Genomic DNA, 19426 nt, shown 5'->3' with positions numbered 1-19426 from the left:
AATGAATACAAGCAATATTGAGAGATAAGCAAGTTGGAGACCAGAAAGCGGTCGCTTATTAAAATTGAAAGGTGACGCCGCCGCGAAACGATTTGGTCCGCCCGAAGATAAAGTTGGATTGAGTATAGCTGGTGTGAACTACCACCAGATCGGTGATCGGAAATTCCAGCATTAACTCGGCAAATGAATCACTGCCGGTAAATTCATCTTTGGCTTCGGGGCCGGGATTCAGGAAGCGACCTTCTTTGGTGTCCATTTCCCAGCGGCTGATACCGGCGAGGGGAGTGATACGAAAATGATCATGCAGCGGGATCACATAGCCGATAAAAGCGCGACCTTCATACAAACGATAATCATCAGTTGCACTGAATAAATTATCGCCATAGGTGAACGACAAATTACCGCCAATCAGGATATTGGATTCAAACTGATAACCGACAGAGACACCAGTAATGGTGCCGTCCACACGCGTGCCTTCGCCATCAATGGCATAGGCGGGCTTTAAGTCGATCTTGCTACGTCCCAATGTTGGTGTGACGACTACATCGGCGCAAGCACTGGTTGCAGCCAGGGTTAACAGCAGGGTTGACAGGATGTGAGCGAGTTTGGATGCAGGATGCACTGAGTAGTCCTTTCATTGTTATTAAATAGGGTTACTTACTGAATATGTGGAATAGGCTGACATGATACTGATGTTTGCAAAGGAGAAAAAGTCTTCTGTTGCATTGAAATGGGGCGGAGAGTGCAAGTTAATGCGACAAAACAAAAATTAACATTCGACGAATTTTTACAAAAGCACCATAGAGATTAAAAAGCTGACCAAAAATATGCTTGATTCTTACGTTTGTTTGACTCAGGTCACGGCTTTTATCAATTATTTTTTAAAACACGCGTTTTTTATAACAATGAACAACTAACGCTTCGCTTTAAAGATGGAAAAAATATTATCGCTCTGTCATGGATGAATTTATGGTAGCGAGCGATGTAGCTGATTATCGTAAAAATGATGATCGGATGCTGCAGCTGACAAACCTCATGGATTATTGGAGCGCATGCATGTCAAATCACACAGCTTTTTGTTCGCAGTTGGATCAATACACTCGTCATTCTCACCATCCAGTAACAAAAAAACTTTCCACATCGTTATTCGCTGCCATCCTATTGCCATTACCTCTGGCTATCAGCAGTGTCGTTGCACAGGCACAAAATGCGCCGGGCGATCAGCCCCAAGCGGTAGAAGAGCTACTCATTGTCGGCACCAGAACCCGGGGACGTACCGCCGAAGATTTACCTGTGCCCGTGGATGTGCTCGGCACAGAAGCGCTGGAAAAAACCGGCCAAACGGAAGTGGGGCGCATGTTACAAAGCCTGGCGCCATCATTTAATTTTTCGTCCTCGACCATCAGCGACGGTACCGATGCACTGCGGCCCGCGACCCTGCGCGGTTTAGGGCCGGATCAAACGCTGGTACTTATTAATGGCAAGCGGCGCCATCAAGCGTCGTTAATTCATATCAACACCTCTGTAGGACGCGGCACGGCAGGGGTGGATATGAATGCAATTCCTGCAGCATCGATAAAGCGCATTGAGGTTCTGCGTGACGGTGCAGCGGCGCAATACGGTTCGGATGCCATAGCCGGTGTGATTAACATTGTGCTCAGGGATGCTGACGAAGGCGGTAACGTCAGCGCCTACTACGGTGAGTATTCCGAAGGTGATGGTGAAACCATCAATCTGGATGTCAATAAAGGCTTTAACCTGGGCGATACGGGTTATATCAACATGACGTTGAATTTCCGTGATCGTGGCAGAACCAACCGTGCAGGCATGCCGGGAGACTGTGTTTTTGGTGGTTGTGTAGACAGCGATGATAACGGCATTGTCGAGGCTGATGATCCGCGTGAAGTTGATTTTAATCGCGATGTTTATCGCATTGGCGACGCCGACTCTGATCAATTAGCCTTGATACTCAATGGTGCTGTTGATGTTGGCGGGGGCGAGGCTTATGGATTTATTACTTACTCCGAACGCGAAGCGACGTCCGGCGCTTTATACCGCAACCCCAGCTCAGGTTACTCAGCAGCGCTGGATGATGGTGACAATGTTATTCCCATGGGTTTCTTGCCGCACATCAATTCACAAATCGATGATTTTTCAGCGAGTGTTGGTTACCGCATTGAGTTCGCCAACGGTTGGGATATGGATGTGTCCTACACCAACGGGCGTAACGAAATTGATTACGACACCAGCAATTCAATCAACTATTCTTACGTGAATTATCTGAATTTCGAAGAAGGTTTATCCGATGACGATATTCGCAGTAGCATCCCCCGTTCTGCGTATGCTTACGGTCTGGAACTGGGTCTACAAACCTTCAATATTGATTTCGATAACACCTTTGGCGATCTTTCCATTGCGACGGGTTTTGAATATCGAATTGATGACTACCAGATTAATCCCGGTGAGGAATACGCGTATCTGGACTACGACACTGATCTGGAAAATGGTGGGGTCGCCTTGTACCCGCAGGATGCCGGTGGCGGTATTCAAGGTTTTCCCGGCATTGCTCCGGGGTCAGCAGTCGATGAAGATCGCAATGTAATATCGGCATTTGTCGACGCCGATTATCAATTAACCGACAGCGTATTGGTAACTGCCGCCGTTCGCTTTGATGATTACGAGGATTTCGGCAACACCACCAACTTCAAACTGGGTGCAAATTGGGCGGTGAACGACATCCTGCGTTTGCGCGCTGCTGCGAGTACCGGCTTCCGTGCGCCTTCCATGCAGCAATTGTATTTCAACAACATCGGTACGCAGTTTGTCACCAACCCCGCTGACCCGGGTGGCCCACAAATCCTGGTGGAAGTCGGTACTTTCCGCAATGACAGCGAACTGGCCCAAGCCATTGGTATTCCGCAGTTGAAAGAAGAAGAATCAACCAACTACAGCGCGGGTTTTGTATTAACGCCGGTTGATCGATTAACTATTACTCTGGATTACTACGCGATAGATATCGACGATCGTATTGTAATCAGTAATCGTTTAAGCGGCGCCGATGATCCCAGCGGTACCCTGGGGAATGCACTGGACGCTGTGGGCGCCGGTGCCGGACAATTTTTCCTGAATGGCGCCAACACAGAAACGCGCGGTGTTGATCTGGTGATTAACTATGCCGGCATCGATTTTCTTGGTGGCAACCTGGATTTAACTTTGGCCGGAAACAAAACCGAAACGGATGTGGTCGATCTGTTTACCTCTCAAGCGGGATCACTCGCGCAACTTGATGCTGATGTAGTGTTCAGTTCGCAAGATATTTCCATCATCGAAGAATGGCAGCCGGAAGATCGCATCAGCCTGAGCGGTTATTATCAACTGGACAACTGGCGCGTTAACCTGGCGCTGAACCGTTACGGCGAATACACCGTCGAAGATGGTGGCCGCCAAACCTACGGTGCGAAAGTGCTAACCGATCTCAACGTGGAATACGGTTTTGATAATGGACTGACATTGAGCCTGGGTGGCAATAACATCTTCGATGAATACCCCGATAAAAATACTATCGGTAATACACGCGGCGGTGTGCTGGAGGATTCACCGGGCGGCAATGTCATCGTCGATAGCCCCGGCATCTTCACCTACTCCCGCCGTTCCGCACCTTTTGGTTTTAATGGTGCTTATTGGTATGCGAAGGTGGGGTATAGTTTTTAGTAAATAAATTCTGATGAAGTGTTGAGAAAGGATTCTCTACAATTAAAATTTTACGAAAATAGTAAAAAATGAACTGTAAATCGCGGGTAAGCTGACGGTTGCACGATGCAAGTTTGGCGTTAGGGCTTGTGTTTCGAAACCCTCAAGTCACGGATGACTTGAGGGAGCTACAGGGATGTATTCATGCGTTTTCGAAACACAAGCCCTAATGACAAACGTATAGCGAAGTGCCGCCGTATTCATTTGTTTTATCCTGCTTAATATTTCAACCACCTAGGCAACTCAGCAACCGTGTCCAACACCCCATCCGGTTTAATATCCGATTTATCCAGATAATTCTGGCGAAACTTGCCGGTTTTTACCAACACCCCTTTAATTCCCATCGCCTGCGCGCCACCGACATCGCTGTCGAGGTCGTCGCCCACCAATATCGCCTTGTCAGCACTCACACCAACAGAGTCCAGCACTCGCTGAAAAAATGCAGCGGTGGGTTTGCCCATGATTTGCGCGGTTTGATTGGTGACGTATTCAAGGCCAGCGACGAAGAAGCCAATGTCGGCTTTCAGACCGTCGGCTGTTTGCCAGAAACGATTTTTGTGCAGGGAAATTAATTGCGCACCGCTGTGCATGGCGTTGAAGAGGCGATTGATTAATGCGAGGTTCCACTGGTCGCCAATATCACCCAGCACGATAAAATCCGGTTGTTGTTCGTCAATAATAAATTGATCAAAGTCGGGCTTGATAGCGTCTGCCACGACTGGCCAGAGTCGTATTTTCTCGCCGCGCTTTTCTTGCATGGCGTGCAACTCCATGCGTGCGGCAGCCGGTGCGCTGATTAATTCATTGTCGTCCAGCACAAAATCCATCTCGCGCAACTGTGTGAGCAGCTCGGCGTGTGAACGGGTGGTGGTGTTGGTGAGGAAGCGCAGGGCATAATCTTGTTCGCGCAGCGTGGAAAGAGCGGCGGGGGCGTCGGGAATGACTTCATTGCCGACATACAGGGTGCCATCGAGATCGAGTAGAATCAGTTGAATGGAATTTGATGGCATAACAAACTCCTTGCAAGTGGACGTGCGATTTACCGAGTACACCGGCATTTGGATACCACTGTAAACTTATGCCTTCTCTGCCAATTGTGCAAATGGATTTACCGCATACACTTCCTTGTGACTATTATCTTTGTGTGCATGTATCTTTAGATGCACACAAATAGCGCATTCATTTTTTCAAGTACGCCAAAACTAATCTGCCTTAGGTACCTTCAACAACGGCGATTGCAAAGCCTTGACGTTAGAGCCAATTAAATCTTCAGTAGCTTCGCGCAGGTCGTCCAGGGATACTTTGCGGATAGGAATTAACGCGCGCGTGACATCATCAATGTTATATTTATCTTTACTGCGCGTGCGAATTTCCCGGTCGAGTTCATCGAGTAACACCACTGCCCGTGCGGTGATCGCGCCGTAGGAACGTTTGGCTCGCAGGTTTTCAATCTCGGCGCCTTTTTTACGCAGCTTGGACATGATTTTGTTGCGTCTTTCTTTCGGCATGCCGTTGGCGCGATACAGCAATTCAATGGAATAAAATTCCGCCAGCCCTTCTGCAATCCAGTCGTCGCTGTAGTGCTTTTCCTTGACGGCACTGATGCGCGTGACCATATGCACCAATTCGTGAATAAGCGGGCTGGTGCCATCTTCACCGACCATCGGTCGATCAGAATGTAAAAACAGTGAATTGGCTGCGGACAAGCCGCCGCGCCAGAGCGGATCATCGCCACCGACAATCAATAATTTTTTGGGTGATTCACCGAAAGCATCTTCCAATTCCGGCCACACAAAACCGAGAAAGGTAAGGGCGTCCATCCGGCGCAGGTTGGAACCTTTAGGCGCACTGACGGCAATATTGGTGTTACCGATCTGACTGCGACGGGTGCCGAGGTCGCCGGCGATCATCCAACCGGTGGGACGGTCAAAGCGACGCTCGGGGTTATCGATGCGAAACGTATCACCGCGTTTGCGTGGCCAACCGGTTTCAATGCTCCAGTCTTTGGGCAGTTTGAATTCCAGCGTGGCTTTGGCGGTGGCGCCGGGCGCTTCATAGGTATGGATGGCCGGAATAATATCGTCGCCGCGAAAGATCGCCCAGTCTTCCGTCATCATCGCGTCGAACTCACCCGGATCGCGCTCGTGGGTAATTTTGATGTACAGAGAGAGACGTGCATCTTCCTTCGGCAGTTTCCAGATGGCTCTGCCATCCTTGATCATAAACTCGCCGTTTGCGCTGATGTTGGTATACACATCGCGCTTAACGTCGAACTCGATGTGCCGCAACAAATCGCCACGATCGACTTCCATGATCACAAACGCCCGATCTTTTTCCGGCTGCAGTTCCACGGTGTAGTCGAGTTGATAATAGGGCGTTTCGTCCGCCTGGACCGACAGCGACCACAGGCTGAACACGAGGGAATAAAACAGGGTGTAAAGAACGGTGATGCGACGATCAATCAACGGCATAAGCGACTCTTGGGGGTATTTTTTGGGTGGATAAGGTTAGAGACAAGGACAGCAAGTGGTAGTTCGCGACATCTTAGCAGAGTGCCCTGAGCCTGTTCAGGGCGCATCAAAAATTTATTGGTCTATCCTTTCTAGTGGATTGTTAACAACAGGGAAAAACAGATGACAACAGTATTTGATAAACAACAGGCCGGTGTTCAAATGACCCTGGCAGGGTTGGCCTATGTCGATGAAGGCCTGGCGATCAATAAATTAAAACAGGCGCTGATCCAGGAGTTGATGAAGACGCATTACGCGACCCAAGGCTTGTGGTCGTTGGTATGGGGGCCAGTAGTGCACGGCTGGGGCGATAACCTGGTATTTGTGGCCCAGCACGTGCAGACAGCAGAGTACTCGATTGTGCTGCGCGGCACGATCGAGCAGCGCGGCAGTATTTGGGAGGACGTACCTACCGAACAACAAAACTTTCCCTTTTTCCCTGCGTTAACGGCAGAGGAAAAAGCCCAGGGACTGCCCGTACCCAAGGGTAAGGTATCGTCACATTTTCTTGAGGCGCAGCAAGCCTTGTTGAACGGGCGTGATCCGGATACCGGTGAAACACTTGGGCAATTTTTCAGCCGGGTCGGCAAGCAAACTGAGATCACCATTTATGTTACAGGCCACAGTCAGGGTGCCGGGTTAGTGACGGTGTTTGTACCCTGGGTCTTGAGTCAATCCCAAAGCTGGAGCGGCAAAGTGAATTGCATGGGATACGGTTTTGCGCCGCCCACCGCTGGCGATCCGGATTTTGCCAACTGGCTCAGCCAATATGCCACCAGTTTTCAGGTGATCAATCCGCTCGATGTGGTTCCTTTCGGCTATGCGGGTTTAAAAGATATTGTGAAAGATAAGGTGCCCGAAGCGGTGCCGGATGTATATCGCTTGGCGATTGATGCGGCGATTGGTATTGCGGAATTGGCCGGTCATTGGCAGCAACCGCAAGTGATCATTAAATTGCCGCAGGTACAGTTGCCGGAATCTATCGGTTATCTGGATCAGGTGGGTGCGCAGCACAATCACAACAGTTATCTGTATTTACTGGATGCGCCACAAACCGATAGCGATCCGTCGATCTTGCCTAAATACCGTTAATGACTAATTGTTGCTGAGCATCATCTCGGCTTTATTTACGACGCGCTCACAGAGTGCGTGGGTGGCGAGGATGTCATCGTGCGCACTTAACTGGCCACTGTGTACCTGCGCCACCCAGGCATTGATCATAGTGACAAATCCGCGTTTGTAGAGTGTGTTCTCCCAATCGCCAAAGCCCAGGGAACGGGCCTGGTTATCCTCGTAATGTACGCCGGTGGTCAGGCTGTCGATTTGCCATTTTTGTTGTGTCGCAAAAAATTCCACACGCTCTTCGGTTACGCCACTGACACGATTCATGCTGGCGGTCAGCAAGGTTTTATCGCGCTGCCATTGCACCTGAATGGCGCCGAGGGCGTTGGTTTTTCCGTGGGTAGTGATGTGCAGGTTTTGCAGGATGCCCGGTGCGAGAAAACGCAGGCTGTCCAGTACATGAATAAAATCATCGTAAATAAAAATGCGCGGTCTATTGGGTAGATTAACGCGGTTTTTTTGCCAGTGGATATGAAGCGGGTTGGCGACGTCCGCCAGGGGTGCAATCAACGGCGCGAAGCGACGATTGAAGCCGACAGTTAACGGAATATTTTTTTGTGTGGCGAGGTTCAGCAACGCTTCACATTCATGCAATTGGTAACTGAGCGGTTTATCAATAAACGTAGGGATACCGGCGTTCAATAATTGCGTGGCAATGTGTGCGTGGCTTTCGGTGTTGCTATGAATCATTGCCGCATCCGGCTTGGCGGCGAGCAGGCTTTCCAAGGTATTAAAGCAATCGGCCACGCGATATTGCTGCGCGAGAGCCGCAAGCGTTTGCGTATTGCGCGTGCATAACAGCGGGGTAATCTCCGGATGATTTGCCACCACCGGCAGATAGGCTTTGCGGGCAATATCGCCCAGACCGATCATTGCAATACGCATAAAAAATTCACCCAAAATATTATTGGCGTAACCGTATGATCCGATTACGGGTTGCGGGCAACCAATATCGACTTGCGGCGCAGGCCCCATTGGCGCAGGCGTTCCATGTAAAGATAGACCACCGGCGTGGTGTAGAGCGTCAGGAGCTGGCTGACCGCGAGCCCACCGATAATGGTGATCCCCAGCGGACGACGCAATTCAGACCCTTCGTGGAAACCCAACACCAGAGGGATGGCGCCCAGCAGGCCGGCGAGGTTGGTCATTAAAATCGGGCGCAGGCGCAGCAACGCTGCCTGGTAAATGGATTCACGGGAAGACAGTCCATCGCGGCGCTCGGCTTCCAGCGCAAAATCAATCATCAGGATCGCGTTCTTCATCACGATGCCGATCAGCAGGAACAAACCCAGCAAGGCAATCAAGCTGAAGGGCGTGTCACTCAGCCGCAACGCCAGCAGCGCGCCCACACCGGCTGAGGGCAGGGTAGAAAGAATCGTCAAGGGATGAATCGTGCTCTCATACAGAATACCCAACACCAGATACACCGCCAGCAATACGCCAAGGATCAGCCATGCCTGGTTCTGATCGGTACCCGGTGTGCTTGGCCCCCAGCCAGCCTGTTTGCTGCCCGGCGGACCCACATGGACTTCGGAAGGCACCATCAGCTCTGCCAGCAAATTATCAATGGCTGCCCGGGCCTGTTCAGCGGTGACGCCTTCCGCCAGATCGTACCCAATACTCACGGAGGCAAATTGCCTGGTATGACGCACCCGGTCGTTGGCCAGGCCATAACCAAAAGTCGCAAAGGTCGAGAGTGGGACGCGGCTGCCATCGCGGGTAATAACCTGGATTTGCTCCAGCGCCGCCGGCGTGGAGGTGTACTCCGGCTCCAGCTCCATCACCACCCGATACTGGTTGAACTCGTCGTACATGGTGGAGACTTGCCGCTGCGAGAAAGAATTGTTGAGCAGCGAGGCCACCATGGCCATATCCACACCCAGGCGTTGCGCCGCCTCGCGGTCGATATCAATCACCACCTGCTGGGCGCCTTCGCCGCGCTCGCCGTCGATGCTGGTTAGCTCTGGCAGTTTCTCCATGGCTTGTGTGACCTTAACGCCCCATTTTTGGAGGGGTTCAACCTCGCTCGACAGCATGAGAAGTTCTTGCTCACTGCGACTGAAGGGCGAGTTCAAACGAATATCCTGATCCACGCCGATCATCAGGATGCCACCGGGAATCTGGGGCATACGTCGCCGTATGCGGTCCACCACCTCTTCAGCGGGCACGCCGCGTTCGGCCATGGGTTTGAGGCTGACGCGCATCCACGCATTGCTCACGCCCATGCCGCCGCCACTGGCGCCGAAGACGTCTTCAACCGCGGGGTCGGACAACAGCAACTGCCGGAATTCCTCGATCTTGGGCTGCATGATCTGGAAGGAGAAGCCGTCGTCGCCGCGAATCCAGCCGGTGATCTGGCCGGTGTCCTGTTCCGGCAGCATAGTTTTGGGAATCGCAACGTACAGGTAGATATTCACGCCGATCACCGCAGTCAACAGCAGAATCACCAGCAGGCTATGGCGCAAGGCCCAGTTCAAACTGGTGGCATAACCGTGTTTGATGTCATCGAATATGGTGGGTTTTTTCTCCTGTCCCGGCACCAGCGGTGCGTCCGATTTGAGCAGGTGGGCACATAAACTCGGTGTCAGGCTGAGGGAGACGGCGAGGGAAATCAGCATGGCGGCGGCTAGAGTGATTGAGAATTCGCGGAAGAGTTTTTCCACTACGCCGCCCATAAACAGGATGGACACAAACACCACCACCAGGGTGACGTTCATCGCCAGCAGGGTGAACCCCACCTCGTGTGCGCCACGAATGGCAGCGCGATAAGGCGACAATCCGCGCTCGATATGACGCTTGATGTTCTCCAGCACCACGATCGCATCATCCACCACCAATCCCGCAGCGACGATCAATGCCATCAGCGACAGGTTATTGAGCGAGAAGCCGTAGAGGTACATCACCGCAAAAGCCCCGATCAGCGAAACCGGAATCGCCAGGCTGGGAATCAATGCACTGCGGGCGCTGCCGAGGAATGCCCAGACCACGCCCACCACCAGCAACACCGCGATCAGCAGCGTAATTTGGGCTTCTTTCAAGGTGGCGCGAATGCCGGGAGAGCGATCCATCACCACTTTTAATTCGGTATCGGTGGGCATCAGCGCGCGCAAAGCTGGCACTTGCTCATTGATGGCGTCGATGGTTTCCATGATGTTCGCGCCGGTCTGGCGGCTGACCGTGAGGGTCACAGCGGAGCGCTGGTTGTGAAAGCCGCTGGCGTAACGGTTTTCCACCGAATCGGTCACCTCTGCCACATCCTGTAAACGCACCGGCGCGCCTTCCTGGTAGCGGATGATCAGCGGTTTGTAGTCGGCGGCACTGCGCAGGGTGTCGCTGGTGCGGATCTGCCAGCGGCTCTCGTTTTCTTCCAACAACCCGAGCGGCTGCACCACGTTGGCGTTGGCGATGGCATTGCGTACTTCGTCCAGGGCGATGCCGTAATGGGCGAGGGAGCCGGGGTTGAGCTGGATGCGTACCGCCGGCAGGGAGGCGCCGTCGATGCCCACCTGACCCACGCCGCGAATCTGCGACAGTTTTTGTGCAAGGATGGTAGAGGCTGCGTCATAGAGTGCGCTGGGGGACAGGTTCGGCGAGCTTAACGCCAGCGCCATAATCGGCGCCTGGGATGGGCTGATCTTGCGGTAGGTTGGCATGCCCGGCATCCCCGCCGGCAGTTGGCCACGCGCCGCATTAAGCGCGGCCTGTACGTCGCGGGCGGCGGAATCCAGATCCCGGTCGAGATCGAACTCCAGCCAGATTTGTGTCGCGCCCTGGCTGGAGTTGGAATTCAGGCCGGTCACGCCGGGGATACTGCCCAGTGCACGCTCAAGGGGCGTGGCAACGGTGGCGGCCATGCTTTCCGGGCTGGCGCCGGGTAAAGAGGCGTAAATCTGGATCGACGGAAAATCCACCTGCGGCAGCGGGGCCACTGGCAGCATCCGCCAGGCCAGCAGTCCGACCAATACAATCGCGACGGCCAGCAAACTACTGGCAACGGGGCGGCGGATAAACGGGCGTGCGAGGCTCATAATCCGTTCACTCCCGCAACGGTAATGTCGCTTGTTCCGCCTCGGCCGGGCGGTTCTTCAACCAGCGGTCAAAGAACAAATACACCACCGGCGTGGTGAACAAGGTCAGCACTTGACTCACCAGCAAACCACCCACCATCACCAAGCCCAGCGGCTGGCGCAGTTCGGCGCCGGAGCCGGAGGCGAGCATCAAAGGGATCGCACCGAACAGCGCGGCGAGGGTGGTCATCAGGATCGGGCGGAAACGCATCATGGCGGCGCGGTGGATGGCCGCGCGGGGGCTCAGACCGTCTTTGCGTTGAGCTTCCAGCGCGAAGTCCACCATCATGATGCCGTTCTTCTTCACCAGGCCAATCAGCAACACCACGCCGATTACCGCAATCAAATCCAGCGGCCGTCCAGTCAACAGTAATGCCAACAGCGCTCCCACAGTGGCCGAGGGCAAAGTCGACAGAATCGTAACCGGGTGGATAAAACTCTCGTACAGCACGCCCAGTACGATGTACATGGTGACCACAGCTGCGAGGATCAGCCACAAAGTGTTGCTGAGCGAGGCGCGGAAGGCCTCCGCCGCGCCTTGAAAGCGCAGTTCCAGTGCAGCCGGCATCGCCAGTTCCTGTTGTGCGGCTTCGATGGCGTCAATGGCTTCACCCAAGGATGCACCGGTGGCTAAATTGAAAGACACGGTGGTCGAGGGGAATTGCCCCTGGTGGTTAATCAACAGGGCGGTGGGCCGCTGGGTTACCTTGGAAAGGGTGGACAACAACACCGGCTGGCCCGCGCTGTTGGACACATAGGTCGTTTCCAGTGCTTTTAAACCTTGCGCGTAATCCGGGTTAACTTCCAATACCACGCGATATTGATTGGCCTGGGTAAACAGCGTGGCGATTTGCCGCTGCCCATAGGCACTTTGCAGCGCGGCGGCGATATCGCTGACCCGCACGCCCAAGCGGGCGGCAGCATCGCGGTCGATATCCACATAAGCCTGAAGTCCCTGGGTTTGCAGGTCGCTGGCCACATCGGCCAATGCGGGTTCCTGGCGCAGGCGCTCAATCACCCGTGGCACCCAGTCATCCAGCAATTGGCTGTCCGGCGTGGTGAGGGTGAACTGGTATTGGGTGCGGCTGATGCGGTCTTCGATACTGAGTTCCTGCACCGGCTGGAACCAGGCGGTAATGCCGGTTACGCCTTTAATGTTTTCCCGCAGGCGGTCGATGATCTCGCCGGCAGTCGCGTCGCGCTCACCGTGGGACTTGAGGTTGATCAGCAGACGCCCGCTGTTGAGCGTGATATTGCTGCCGTCCACGCCGATAAATGAGGACAGACTCGCGACATCCGGGTCTTCCAACACCCGCTCCACCAACAATTGTTGTCGCTCGGCCATGGCATCAAAGGAAATATCCTGCGGGGCTTCGGTGACCACCTGAATCACGCCGCTGTCCTGCACCGGAAAGAACCCTTTGGGCACCAGCAGGTACAAACCCGCCGTCAGGACCACCGTGCCGATCATCACCAGCATGGCCGCTGGTTGATGTTCCAACACCCGATCCAGCCAGACACCGTAACGGGCAATCAGGCGGTCCATAAAACCGGGATCAGCCGCATCGTGGGCGGGGGCATCGCGCAGCATGCGTGCGCACATCATCGGCGTCAGCGTGAGCGATACCACCAGCGAAATCCCGATGGCCACCGCCAAGGTGATGGCGAATTCCTGGAATAGACGGCCAACGACGTCGCCCATAAACAGCAGCGGAATCAATACAGCGATCAGCGAAATTGTCAGTGAGATCAGGGTAAAGCCGATCTCCGCCGCGCCTTTTAACGCCGCCTGTAACGGCGACTCACCTTCCTCCCGATGGCGGGCTACGTTTTCCAGCATCACGATGGCGTCGTCCACCACAAAACCGGTGGCGATAGTCAGGGCCATGAGGGACAGGTTGTTGATGGAGAAGCCCATCATGTACATCACGCCGAAGGTGCCTACCAGCGACAGGGGCACGGCGACGCTGGGAATGATGGTGGCGGGAATCGTGCGCAGGAAGACGAAGGTCACCAGCACCACCAGGCAGATCGCGAAGATCAGTTCTTTTTGCACATCACGAATAGACGCGCGAATGCTGTTGGTGCGGTCGGTCAATACTGTGACTTCCACAGCGGCGGGCAGCGTGGACGTCAATTGCGGCATCAACGACTGCACACTGTCGGCCACGTCAATCACGTTGGCGCCGGGCTGGCGCTGAATGTTGATCAGTACGGCGGGTTGGGTATCAGCCCAGGCGGCGAGGAATCGATCTTCCGCACCGTTAACGACTTTGGCCACGTCTTTCAGGCGCACCGGTGCCCCGGCGTTCCAGTTGATCAGCAGGTTTTCGTATTCCTCAACGGATTTGATCTGGTCATTGGCGTCGAGCATGGTGGAGCGGTAGGGGCCGTCGAAGCTGCCCTTGGGTTGGTTGGCGTTGGCGGTGACGATAGCGGAGCGGACTTCTTCAAGGCTCATACCGAGCGACGCCAGCGCCGTCGGATTAACCTTGACGCGAATGGCCGGGCGTTGCCCGCCTGCCAGGCTCACCATCCCCACGCCGGGTAACTGCGCCAGCTTCTGCGCCATGCGCGTGTCGATCAGGTCGTAAACTTCGGGCAACGGCAGGCTTTTAGAGGTAACCGCCAAGGTCATGATAGGTGCGTCGGCGGGGTTCACCTTGCGATAGATTGGCGGCGTCGGCAGGTCGCCGGGCAATAAGCTGCTGGCGGTGTTGATCGCGGCCTGCACTTCCTGTTCCGCCACGCCCAGGTCAACTTCCAGCGAAAATTGCAGGGTAATAATCGAAGCCCCGGTGGAACTGGTGGAGGACATTTGTTTCAGGCCGGGAATCTGCCCCAGTCGACGCTCAAGCGGTGCGGTGATGGTCCGTGCCATCACGTCCGGGCTGGCGCCGGGATTAAAGGTAAAGACCTGGATGATCGGGTAATCCACCTGCGGCAAAGCCGCCACCGGCAGCAACCGCCACGCCAGAATGCCAGACATCAGCAGCGCCAACATCAGTAATGACGTTGCCACCGGGCGCAGGATAAAAGGGCGGGACACACTCATTGAAACAGTCTCATCAACAGTCGCTCATCGGTAAACCAAAACAAATTTATTGATCTGTCGTCGGTGCCGTTCGTCAATATTGGTTTGCTCGGCGATCCTGATGTCGGATTACGCTGGCGCTAATCCGACCTACGGTATTCCAGCTCGGTCGACGTAGGTCGGCTTAGCACAGCGTAAGCCGACAACCCCCCGACCTAATTCGTCACCTTAACCTCACGGCCCTCATTAAGCCGATCAATCCCCTCCAGCACCACCGCTTCACCTTCCTGCAAACCTTCTTCAATCGCCACCCGCACACCCTCGGTAGGGCCGAGTTTAATCGGGCGGATTTTGGCTTTGCCGTCTTCAATGGTGTAAACGTAAGTCCCCTGGGAGCCGAACTGCACGGCATCCACCGGGATGGTGATGGCCTTTTCCAGAGTCCGCAGATGCAGGCGAGCGTTCACAAACTGGTTGGGGAAGAGCATGTCATCGTCATTGGCGAATTGCGCTTTCAAGCGCAGGGTACCGGTGGCCGAATCGATCTGGTTATCCAGGGTGGTGAGTTCCCCTGTGGCTAACTGATGTTGTTCACTGCGATCCCAGGCTTCGACGGTCAGGCGTTGCTCCGCTTCGGCCGCCGCGTTATAAGACTGGCGCACCGCCACCAGTTGGTTTTCCGGCACGGTGAATTCAACCGCGATAGGCTGGGTCTGGGTAATGGTGACCAAGCCTTCGGTATCGCTGGCGTTAATCATGTTGCCGACGTCGATCCGGCGCAGACCCAGGCGGCCCGCAATCGGTGCCTCAATGCGCGTGTAGGACAGCTGCAACTTCGCATCATCAACCTGCGCCTGATGATTTTTTAACGTCCCTTTGAACTGCTCCACCAGGGCTTCCTGTTTATCCAGTTGCTGCTTGGGAATGGATTTTTGTTCGTAGAGGCGCTTGTATAACACCAAGTCTTCTTCAGCAGTTTTTAACTGCGCGCGCGTTTCCTGCAAGGTGCCCTCGGCCTGCGCCAGGCGCACACGATAGGGTGCCGGATCAATCTCCGCTAACACCTTGCCCGCGTTGACTTGTTGACCTTCCTGAAAGGAGATATCGACCAGCGGACCATCCACCCGGCTGCGCACCGTGACAGTGTTGAGTGGCGTAACGGTACCAATCGCTTTGATGTGGACTTTTAAATCTTCACGGGTGGCGGTGACCGTGCGCACCGGTACCGGACTCATCCAGGGGTTGGGTGGCGGCGGTAATTTTTCAGCCGGCGTGCGCCACACGAAGAACCAGAGTAGCAGCAGTACAACAACAAGGACGGCGCCCAACAGCCAACGCTGGCCGCGGGATAATCGGGAGACAGGTGCGAGCATGAAGATTCCTACATTAAACCTACTGACTGACGCTGGGGGATAAATGAACGGGATGTGTGGTGGATCAGAAAACCCTGACAGAATTCCCGATATCTCCCGGTCTTTTTCTTAATACGTAAGGGCGACAATAATCGGTAAGCATTGGCGCTGTTATTGCTTTGGTTGAAGGAGCGTAAGTGTTAAGTGTTGGGGTAGCAACCGGTTTTACATTTCCCAACGTTTTGTGATTGATGGAATTTCTGGTTTTCTTATTTAAGGGGTGCCATCTTGGAGAGCGGAGTTTCCGGACAGTATTGGGAGACACGCCGTGAATACATCCATGTAGGCTCGGCATCGGCATCCATGCCTCTGACGGTCTCCCAACACTGTCCGGAAACTCCTTTGTGCTCCGAATATGGATTTGTTCAAGGGCGACTTCCCGACCTAAACGTCTTTTTACACTTTCACCCCTGATCCCGACATTATCCCGATGATATAGTGCCCGGCACTTTTTCCGGCGTTTTGCGCTTTGCGTATTTTTTGTGGTGAATGTTATGTCCGTTGTTGTCCCCGCCTCTCATCCTGTTCCCGGTTTTGCTGAACAAATGTCTACCCGCGCGGCGTTTTTGATTGCCGGTTTGGGGATGTCCAGTTGGGCACCGCTGGTGCCTTTTGCGAAAGAACGTCTCGCCGTTAACGAAGCGACGCTGGGGTTATTGTTGTTGTGCCTTGGCGCTGGTTCGCTCGCGTCCATGCCGATTACCGGGATGCTTACCGGGCGCCTGGGTTGTCGGCGGGTGATTGTGGTGGCGGCGTTGTTGATGTGTGTGAGTCTGGTGTGTCTGACCAGCGCACCGAGTGTGTTGACCATGGCGATGACGTTGTTGGTGTTCGGTGCGTCGGTGGGCACGGTGGATGTGGCGATGAATATTCAGGCGGTGATGGTGGAGAAAGCCAGTGGCCGTTCAATGATGTCGGGCTTTCACGGTTTTTATAGTCTCGGTGGCATTCTTGGTGCGGCGGGTGTGAGTGGCTTGTTATGGCTCGCGTTTTCACCGTTTGTCGCGGTGGCCGTGATGGCGGTTGTCATACTGATATTGCTCACAGTTTGTTTCGCACATTTGTTGCCCTACGGCAGCACCAGTCGCGATCCGTTGTTCGTCATGCCGCACGGCAAAGTTTTATTGATTGGTTGTTTGTGTTTTGTGGTGTTTTTGGCGGAAGGTTCGGTGCTGGACTGGAGTGCGGTGTTTCTTACCAGCATGCGTAATGTCGATGCGGCGCAAGCCGGTTTGGGCTTTGCGGGCTTTTCGGTTGCCATGACCGTTGCGCGCTTGACGGGCGACAGGATTGTGCAGGCGCTCGGTGGAACGAAAGTTATTTTACTGGGCGGGATTTGTGCCGCAGCGGGCTTTTTATTAACGGTCCTGGTGCCCGCGCGTGAAGCGGCATTTTTAGGTTTTGTGTTAATCGGCTTAGGTGCTTCCAACATCGTGCCGGTGTTATTCACGGCGGCCGGTAATCAAAAAACCATGCCGGTGAGTTTGGCGATTTCGGCTGTAGCTACTCTGGGGTACGCTGGTATTCTCGCCGGCCCGGCGATGATTGGTTTTGTGGCGCAGCTCAGCAGTTTGTCGGTGTCGTTTGCGCTGGTTGCTTTGGGATTATTGGCTTTGGCAAGTTGTGCGCGGTTGGTGACGCGGTAAGTTTGGTTGGGATTAAAGTTAAGAAGGTATTGGCCGATAGTGAGGTAAATGTGCTTCGTAGTTCGTTTGTCGTTAGGCCATTGGTTTCGAAAACGCATGAATACATCCCTGTAGCTCCCTCAAGTCGTCCCTGACTTGAGGGTTTCGAAACCAATGGCCTAACGCCAAACTTGCATCGTGCGAGCGTCAAGTGTGCGGTAGTTTTTGGTTTTGCTTGGGAACAGCGGTTTATGTCGATATCACCCACCTCATCGTTAATCACACCTGGTGCAACAGTAAATGCACCGGCGCTGCCGGTGAATAAAACTGTTGAACCCACGGCATCGCCGCTCGTTATTCAGGATTCGCCTTCGACTCAAGTCAGTCTGGGTGCGTTTGAAAACTCCGCACCGACCTATAGAAAACCCTCCACAGAAATTACTTACCTGCGCTATCAGCAACAAACAGGCATTGTTGCAGGGGCGCTGTCGCAGCAACTGCTTAATGAATGGTCGATGTTTCGTAATGATCGCGCGCATAGTTTTCGTGCGGGAAGTTTTTTGAGCCAGGTGGGTGCGCTCAGTGCCGAAACCAGCAATTTCCGTAATGAAGCACGCAATTTCAGTGTGCCGGGGGATATTGCAGCGGAAAAGTTTTCGCCGGATTTCTCGGCGTTGGTGGGGAAACGTCGGGAATCTTTTTTGCTGACCATTCGTACCAAAGAGGGTGATGACATCACGGTTCGCATGACGCGTCGCCAAGGTCCCGGTGGAGAGAGCCTGGAATTTGCGTTTGATGTGGTTGGTGAATTATCGGAGGCGGAACAGCAGGCGCTCGATAAATTGGCCAGCAAACTCGGTGAAGTGGCGGATGAATTTTTTCGTACCGGTAAAGCGGAGCTGCGTGGCCTTGCTGCCTTTGATGATGCCAATATTCAATCCTTTAAACTTGAATTATCCAAACCCAACGGCGATGTCTACGATACGCTGAATTACGATTATGCGTTTGATGAAACCACGCAAACCCGTCGCTTGCGCGGTGAAGACGTGGCCGGTTATCAATTTGATATTACTGCGCACGTTAATGGCATATTACAAACGGATCGCGCAACGGCCCAGCAAACCATTGAGCAATACCTGGATTTAATTCGCCGGGCAGGGGATGCGCGCGGTACGGAGAGTGCGTCGGTGCGTTTTATGCTGGATGGGCTGCGCAGTGTTTTGCTGCTGGATGAATTAAAAACCTCAACATCTTCGCCGGCAGAAAAAAGCCTGCTCGATGAATTTCACACGGGATTGCCAGATTTCACCGCCAGTTTCCGCGCAGCCACCACCTATAACCCGGAAAATCGCACCCAGGTATCAGCGATGAATCTCACCATGGGACAAACCACGCGCACCGAAACCGACGGCGCACGTTTCCTGCTACAACAGGAATCCTTTTACGAATTGCACAGCAGTTATTTCAAACCCTTACCCTGGTTGGAAGCAGCGGATTTTGCAAATGGCAATTATGTATATGTCAATGAACACGAAAGCGGTAAAACGACACGCACGCTGGATATGTCAGCGGGGGATGTGGATAGTTTATTGATAGAGCGTGAGAAAACCCATGACATACTGGAGCGTTTCTACCAGAATTTTGCCGAAATAGATCGCCATGAAGACCATCAAAAAGAGCGAACACTTGAGAATCTGGTGGATCGACTTTCTCCCACTGAATCCAATGAAATCCGACAACAGAATCTGCTGGCTTTATTAAAAGAAAGTCGCTTTAACTTATTCGAATAGATACATTTGTAGAACATCGCGGAAGACATTGGGGATAAGCTTGCGAGACACGCCGTAAATACTTCCCTGTAGGCTCGACACCGGCATCCATGCCGGTGACGGTCTCGCAAGCTTAT

General features: G+C 53.7%; 11 protein-coding genes. 4 read left to right on the top strand and 7 right to left on the bottom strand.

What is annotated here, in order from left to right; genetic code table 11:
* Positions 1 to 58 precede the first annotated feature (58 nt).
* Entirely contained in the window at positions 59 to 622 is a 564-nt protein-coding gene (locus CBR65_RS06985) for an outer membrane beta-barrel protein (protein ID WP_087466192.1), read from the bottom strand.
* 434 nt (positions 623 to 1056) lie between these two features.
* Here CBR65_RS06985 and CBR65_RS06980 point away from each other — a divergent pair, with 434 nt between their 5' ends.
* Complete coding sequence (locus CBR65_RS06980) at positions 1057 to 3711, top strand: TonB-dependent siderophore receptor (RefSeq protein WP_198300894.1); 2655 nt, start codon at positions 1057 to 1059, stop codon at positions 3709 to 3711.
* A gap of 257 nt (positions 3712 to 3968) precedes the next feature.
* Here the strand turns inward: CBR65_RS06980 and CBR65_RS06975 are convergent, their stop codons facing one another.
* Positions 3969 to 4760 carry a TIGR01458 family HAD-type hydrolase gene (locus CBR65_RS06975; RefSeq protein ID WP_087466190.1) on the bottom strand — a complete coding sequence of 264 codons (792 nt, stop codon included), beginning with the start codon at positions 4758 to 4760 and terminating at the stop codon, positions 3969 to 3971.
* Between the two features lie 192 nt (positions 4761 to 4952).
* Complete coding sequence (locus CBR65_RS06970; RefSeq protein ID WP_087466189.1) at positions 4953 to 6221, bottom strand: hypothetical protein; 1269 nt, start codon at positions 6219 to 6221, stop codon at positions 4953 to 4955.
* Positions 6222 to 6383: 162 nt separating this feature from the next.
* Here CBR65_RS06970 and CBR65_RS06965 point away from each other — a divergent pair, with 162 nt between their 5' ends.
* Positions 6384 to 7352 carry a hypothetical protein gene (locus tag CBR65_RS06965; protein ID WP_087466188.1) on the top strand — a complete coding sequence of 323 codons (969 nt, stop codon included), beginning with the start codon at positions 6384 to 6386 and terminating at the stop codon, positions 7350 to 7352.
* Positions 7353 to 7355: 3 nt separating this feature from the next.
* On the opposite strand, the gene CBR65_RS06960 is transcribed toward CBR65_RS06965, so the two are convergent.
* From CBR65_RS06960 to CBR65_RS06945, 4 genes are all read right to left on the bottom strand, one after another.
* Positions 7356 to 8267, bottom strand: a complete 912-nt coding sequence (locus CBR65_RS06960) for a Gfo/Idh/MocA family protein (RefSeq protein WP_157671999.1) — start codon at positions 8265 to 8267, stop codon at positions 7356 to 7358.
* A gap of 44 nt (positions 8268 to 8311) precedes the next feature.
* Positions 8312 to 11410, bottom strand: coding sequence for an efflux RND transporter permease subunit (locus tag CBR65_RS06955; protein ID WP_087466186.1), 3099 nt, complete (start codon positions 11408 to 11410; stop codon positions 8312 to 8314).
* A gap of 7 nt (positions 11411 to 11417) precedes the next feature.
* Positions 11418 to 14504, bottom strand: a complete 3087-nt coding sequence (locus tag CBR65_RS06950) for a multidrug efflux RND transporter permease subunit (RefSeq protein WP_087466185.1) — start codon at positions 14502 to 14504, stop codon at positions 11418 to 11420.
* 194 nt (positions 14505 to 14698) lie between these two features.
* Entirely contained in the window at positions 14699 to 15856 is a 1158-nt protein-coding gene (locus CBR65_RS06945) for an MdtA/MuxA family multidrug efflux RND transporter periplasmic adaptor subunit (RefSeq protein ID WP_087466184.1), read from the bottom strand.
* Positions 15857 to 16389: 533 nt separating this feature from the next.
* On the opposite strand from CBR65_RS06945, the gene CBR65_RS06940 reads away from it, so the two are divergent.
* Positions 16390 to 17541, top strand: coding sequence for an MFS transporter (locus tag CBR65_RS06940; RefSeq protein ID WP_087466183.1), 1152 nt, complete (start codon positions 16390 to 16392; stop codon positions 17539 to 17541).
* A 230-nt stretch (positions 17542 to 17771) separates the two neighbouring features.
* The gene (locus CBR65_RS06935) at positions 17772 to 19310 is read left to right on the top strand and encodes a hypothetical protein (protein ID WP_087466182.1); all 1539 of its coding nucleotides are present in this window, start codon (positions 17772 to 17774) and stop codon (positions 19308 to 19310) included.
* Positions 19311 to 19426 lie beyond the last annotated feature (116 nt).

It is taken from the genome of Cellvibrio sp. PSBB006, assembly GCF_002162135.1.
Classification (GTDB): Bacteria; Pseudomonadota; Gammaproteobacteria; order Pseudomonadales; family Cellvibrionaceae; genus Cellvibrio.
This window is presented reverse-complemented; position numbering and strand designations above follow the sequence as displayed.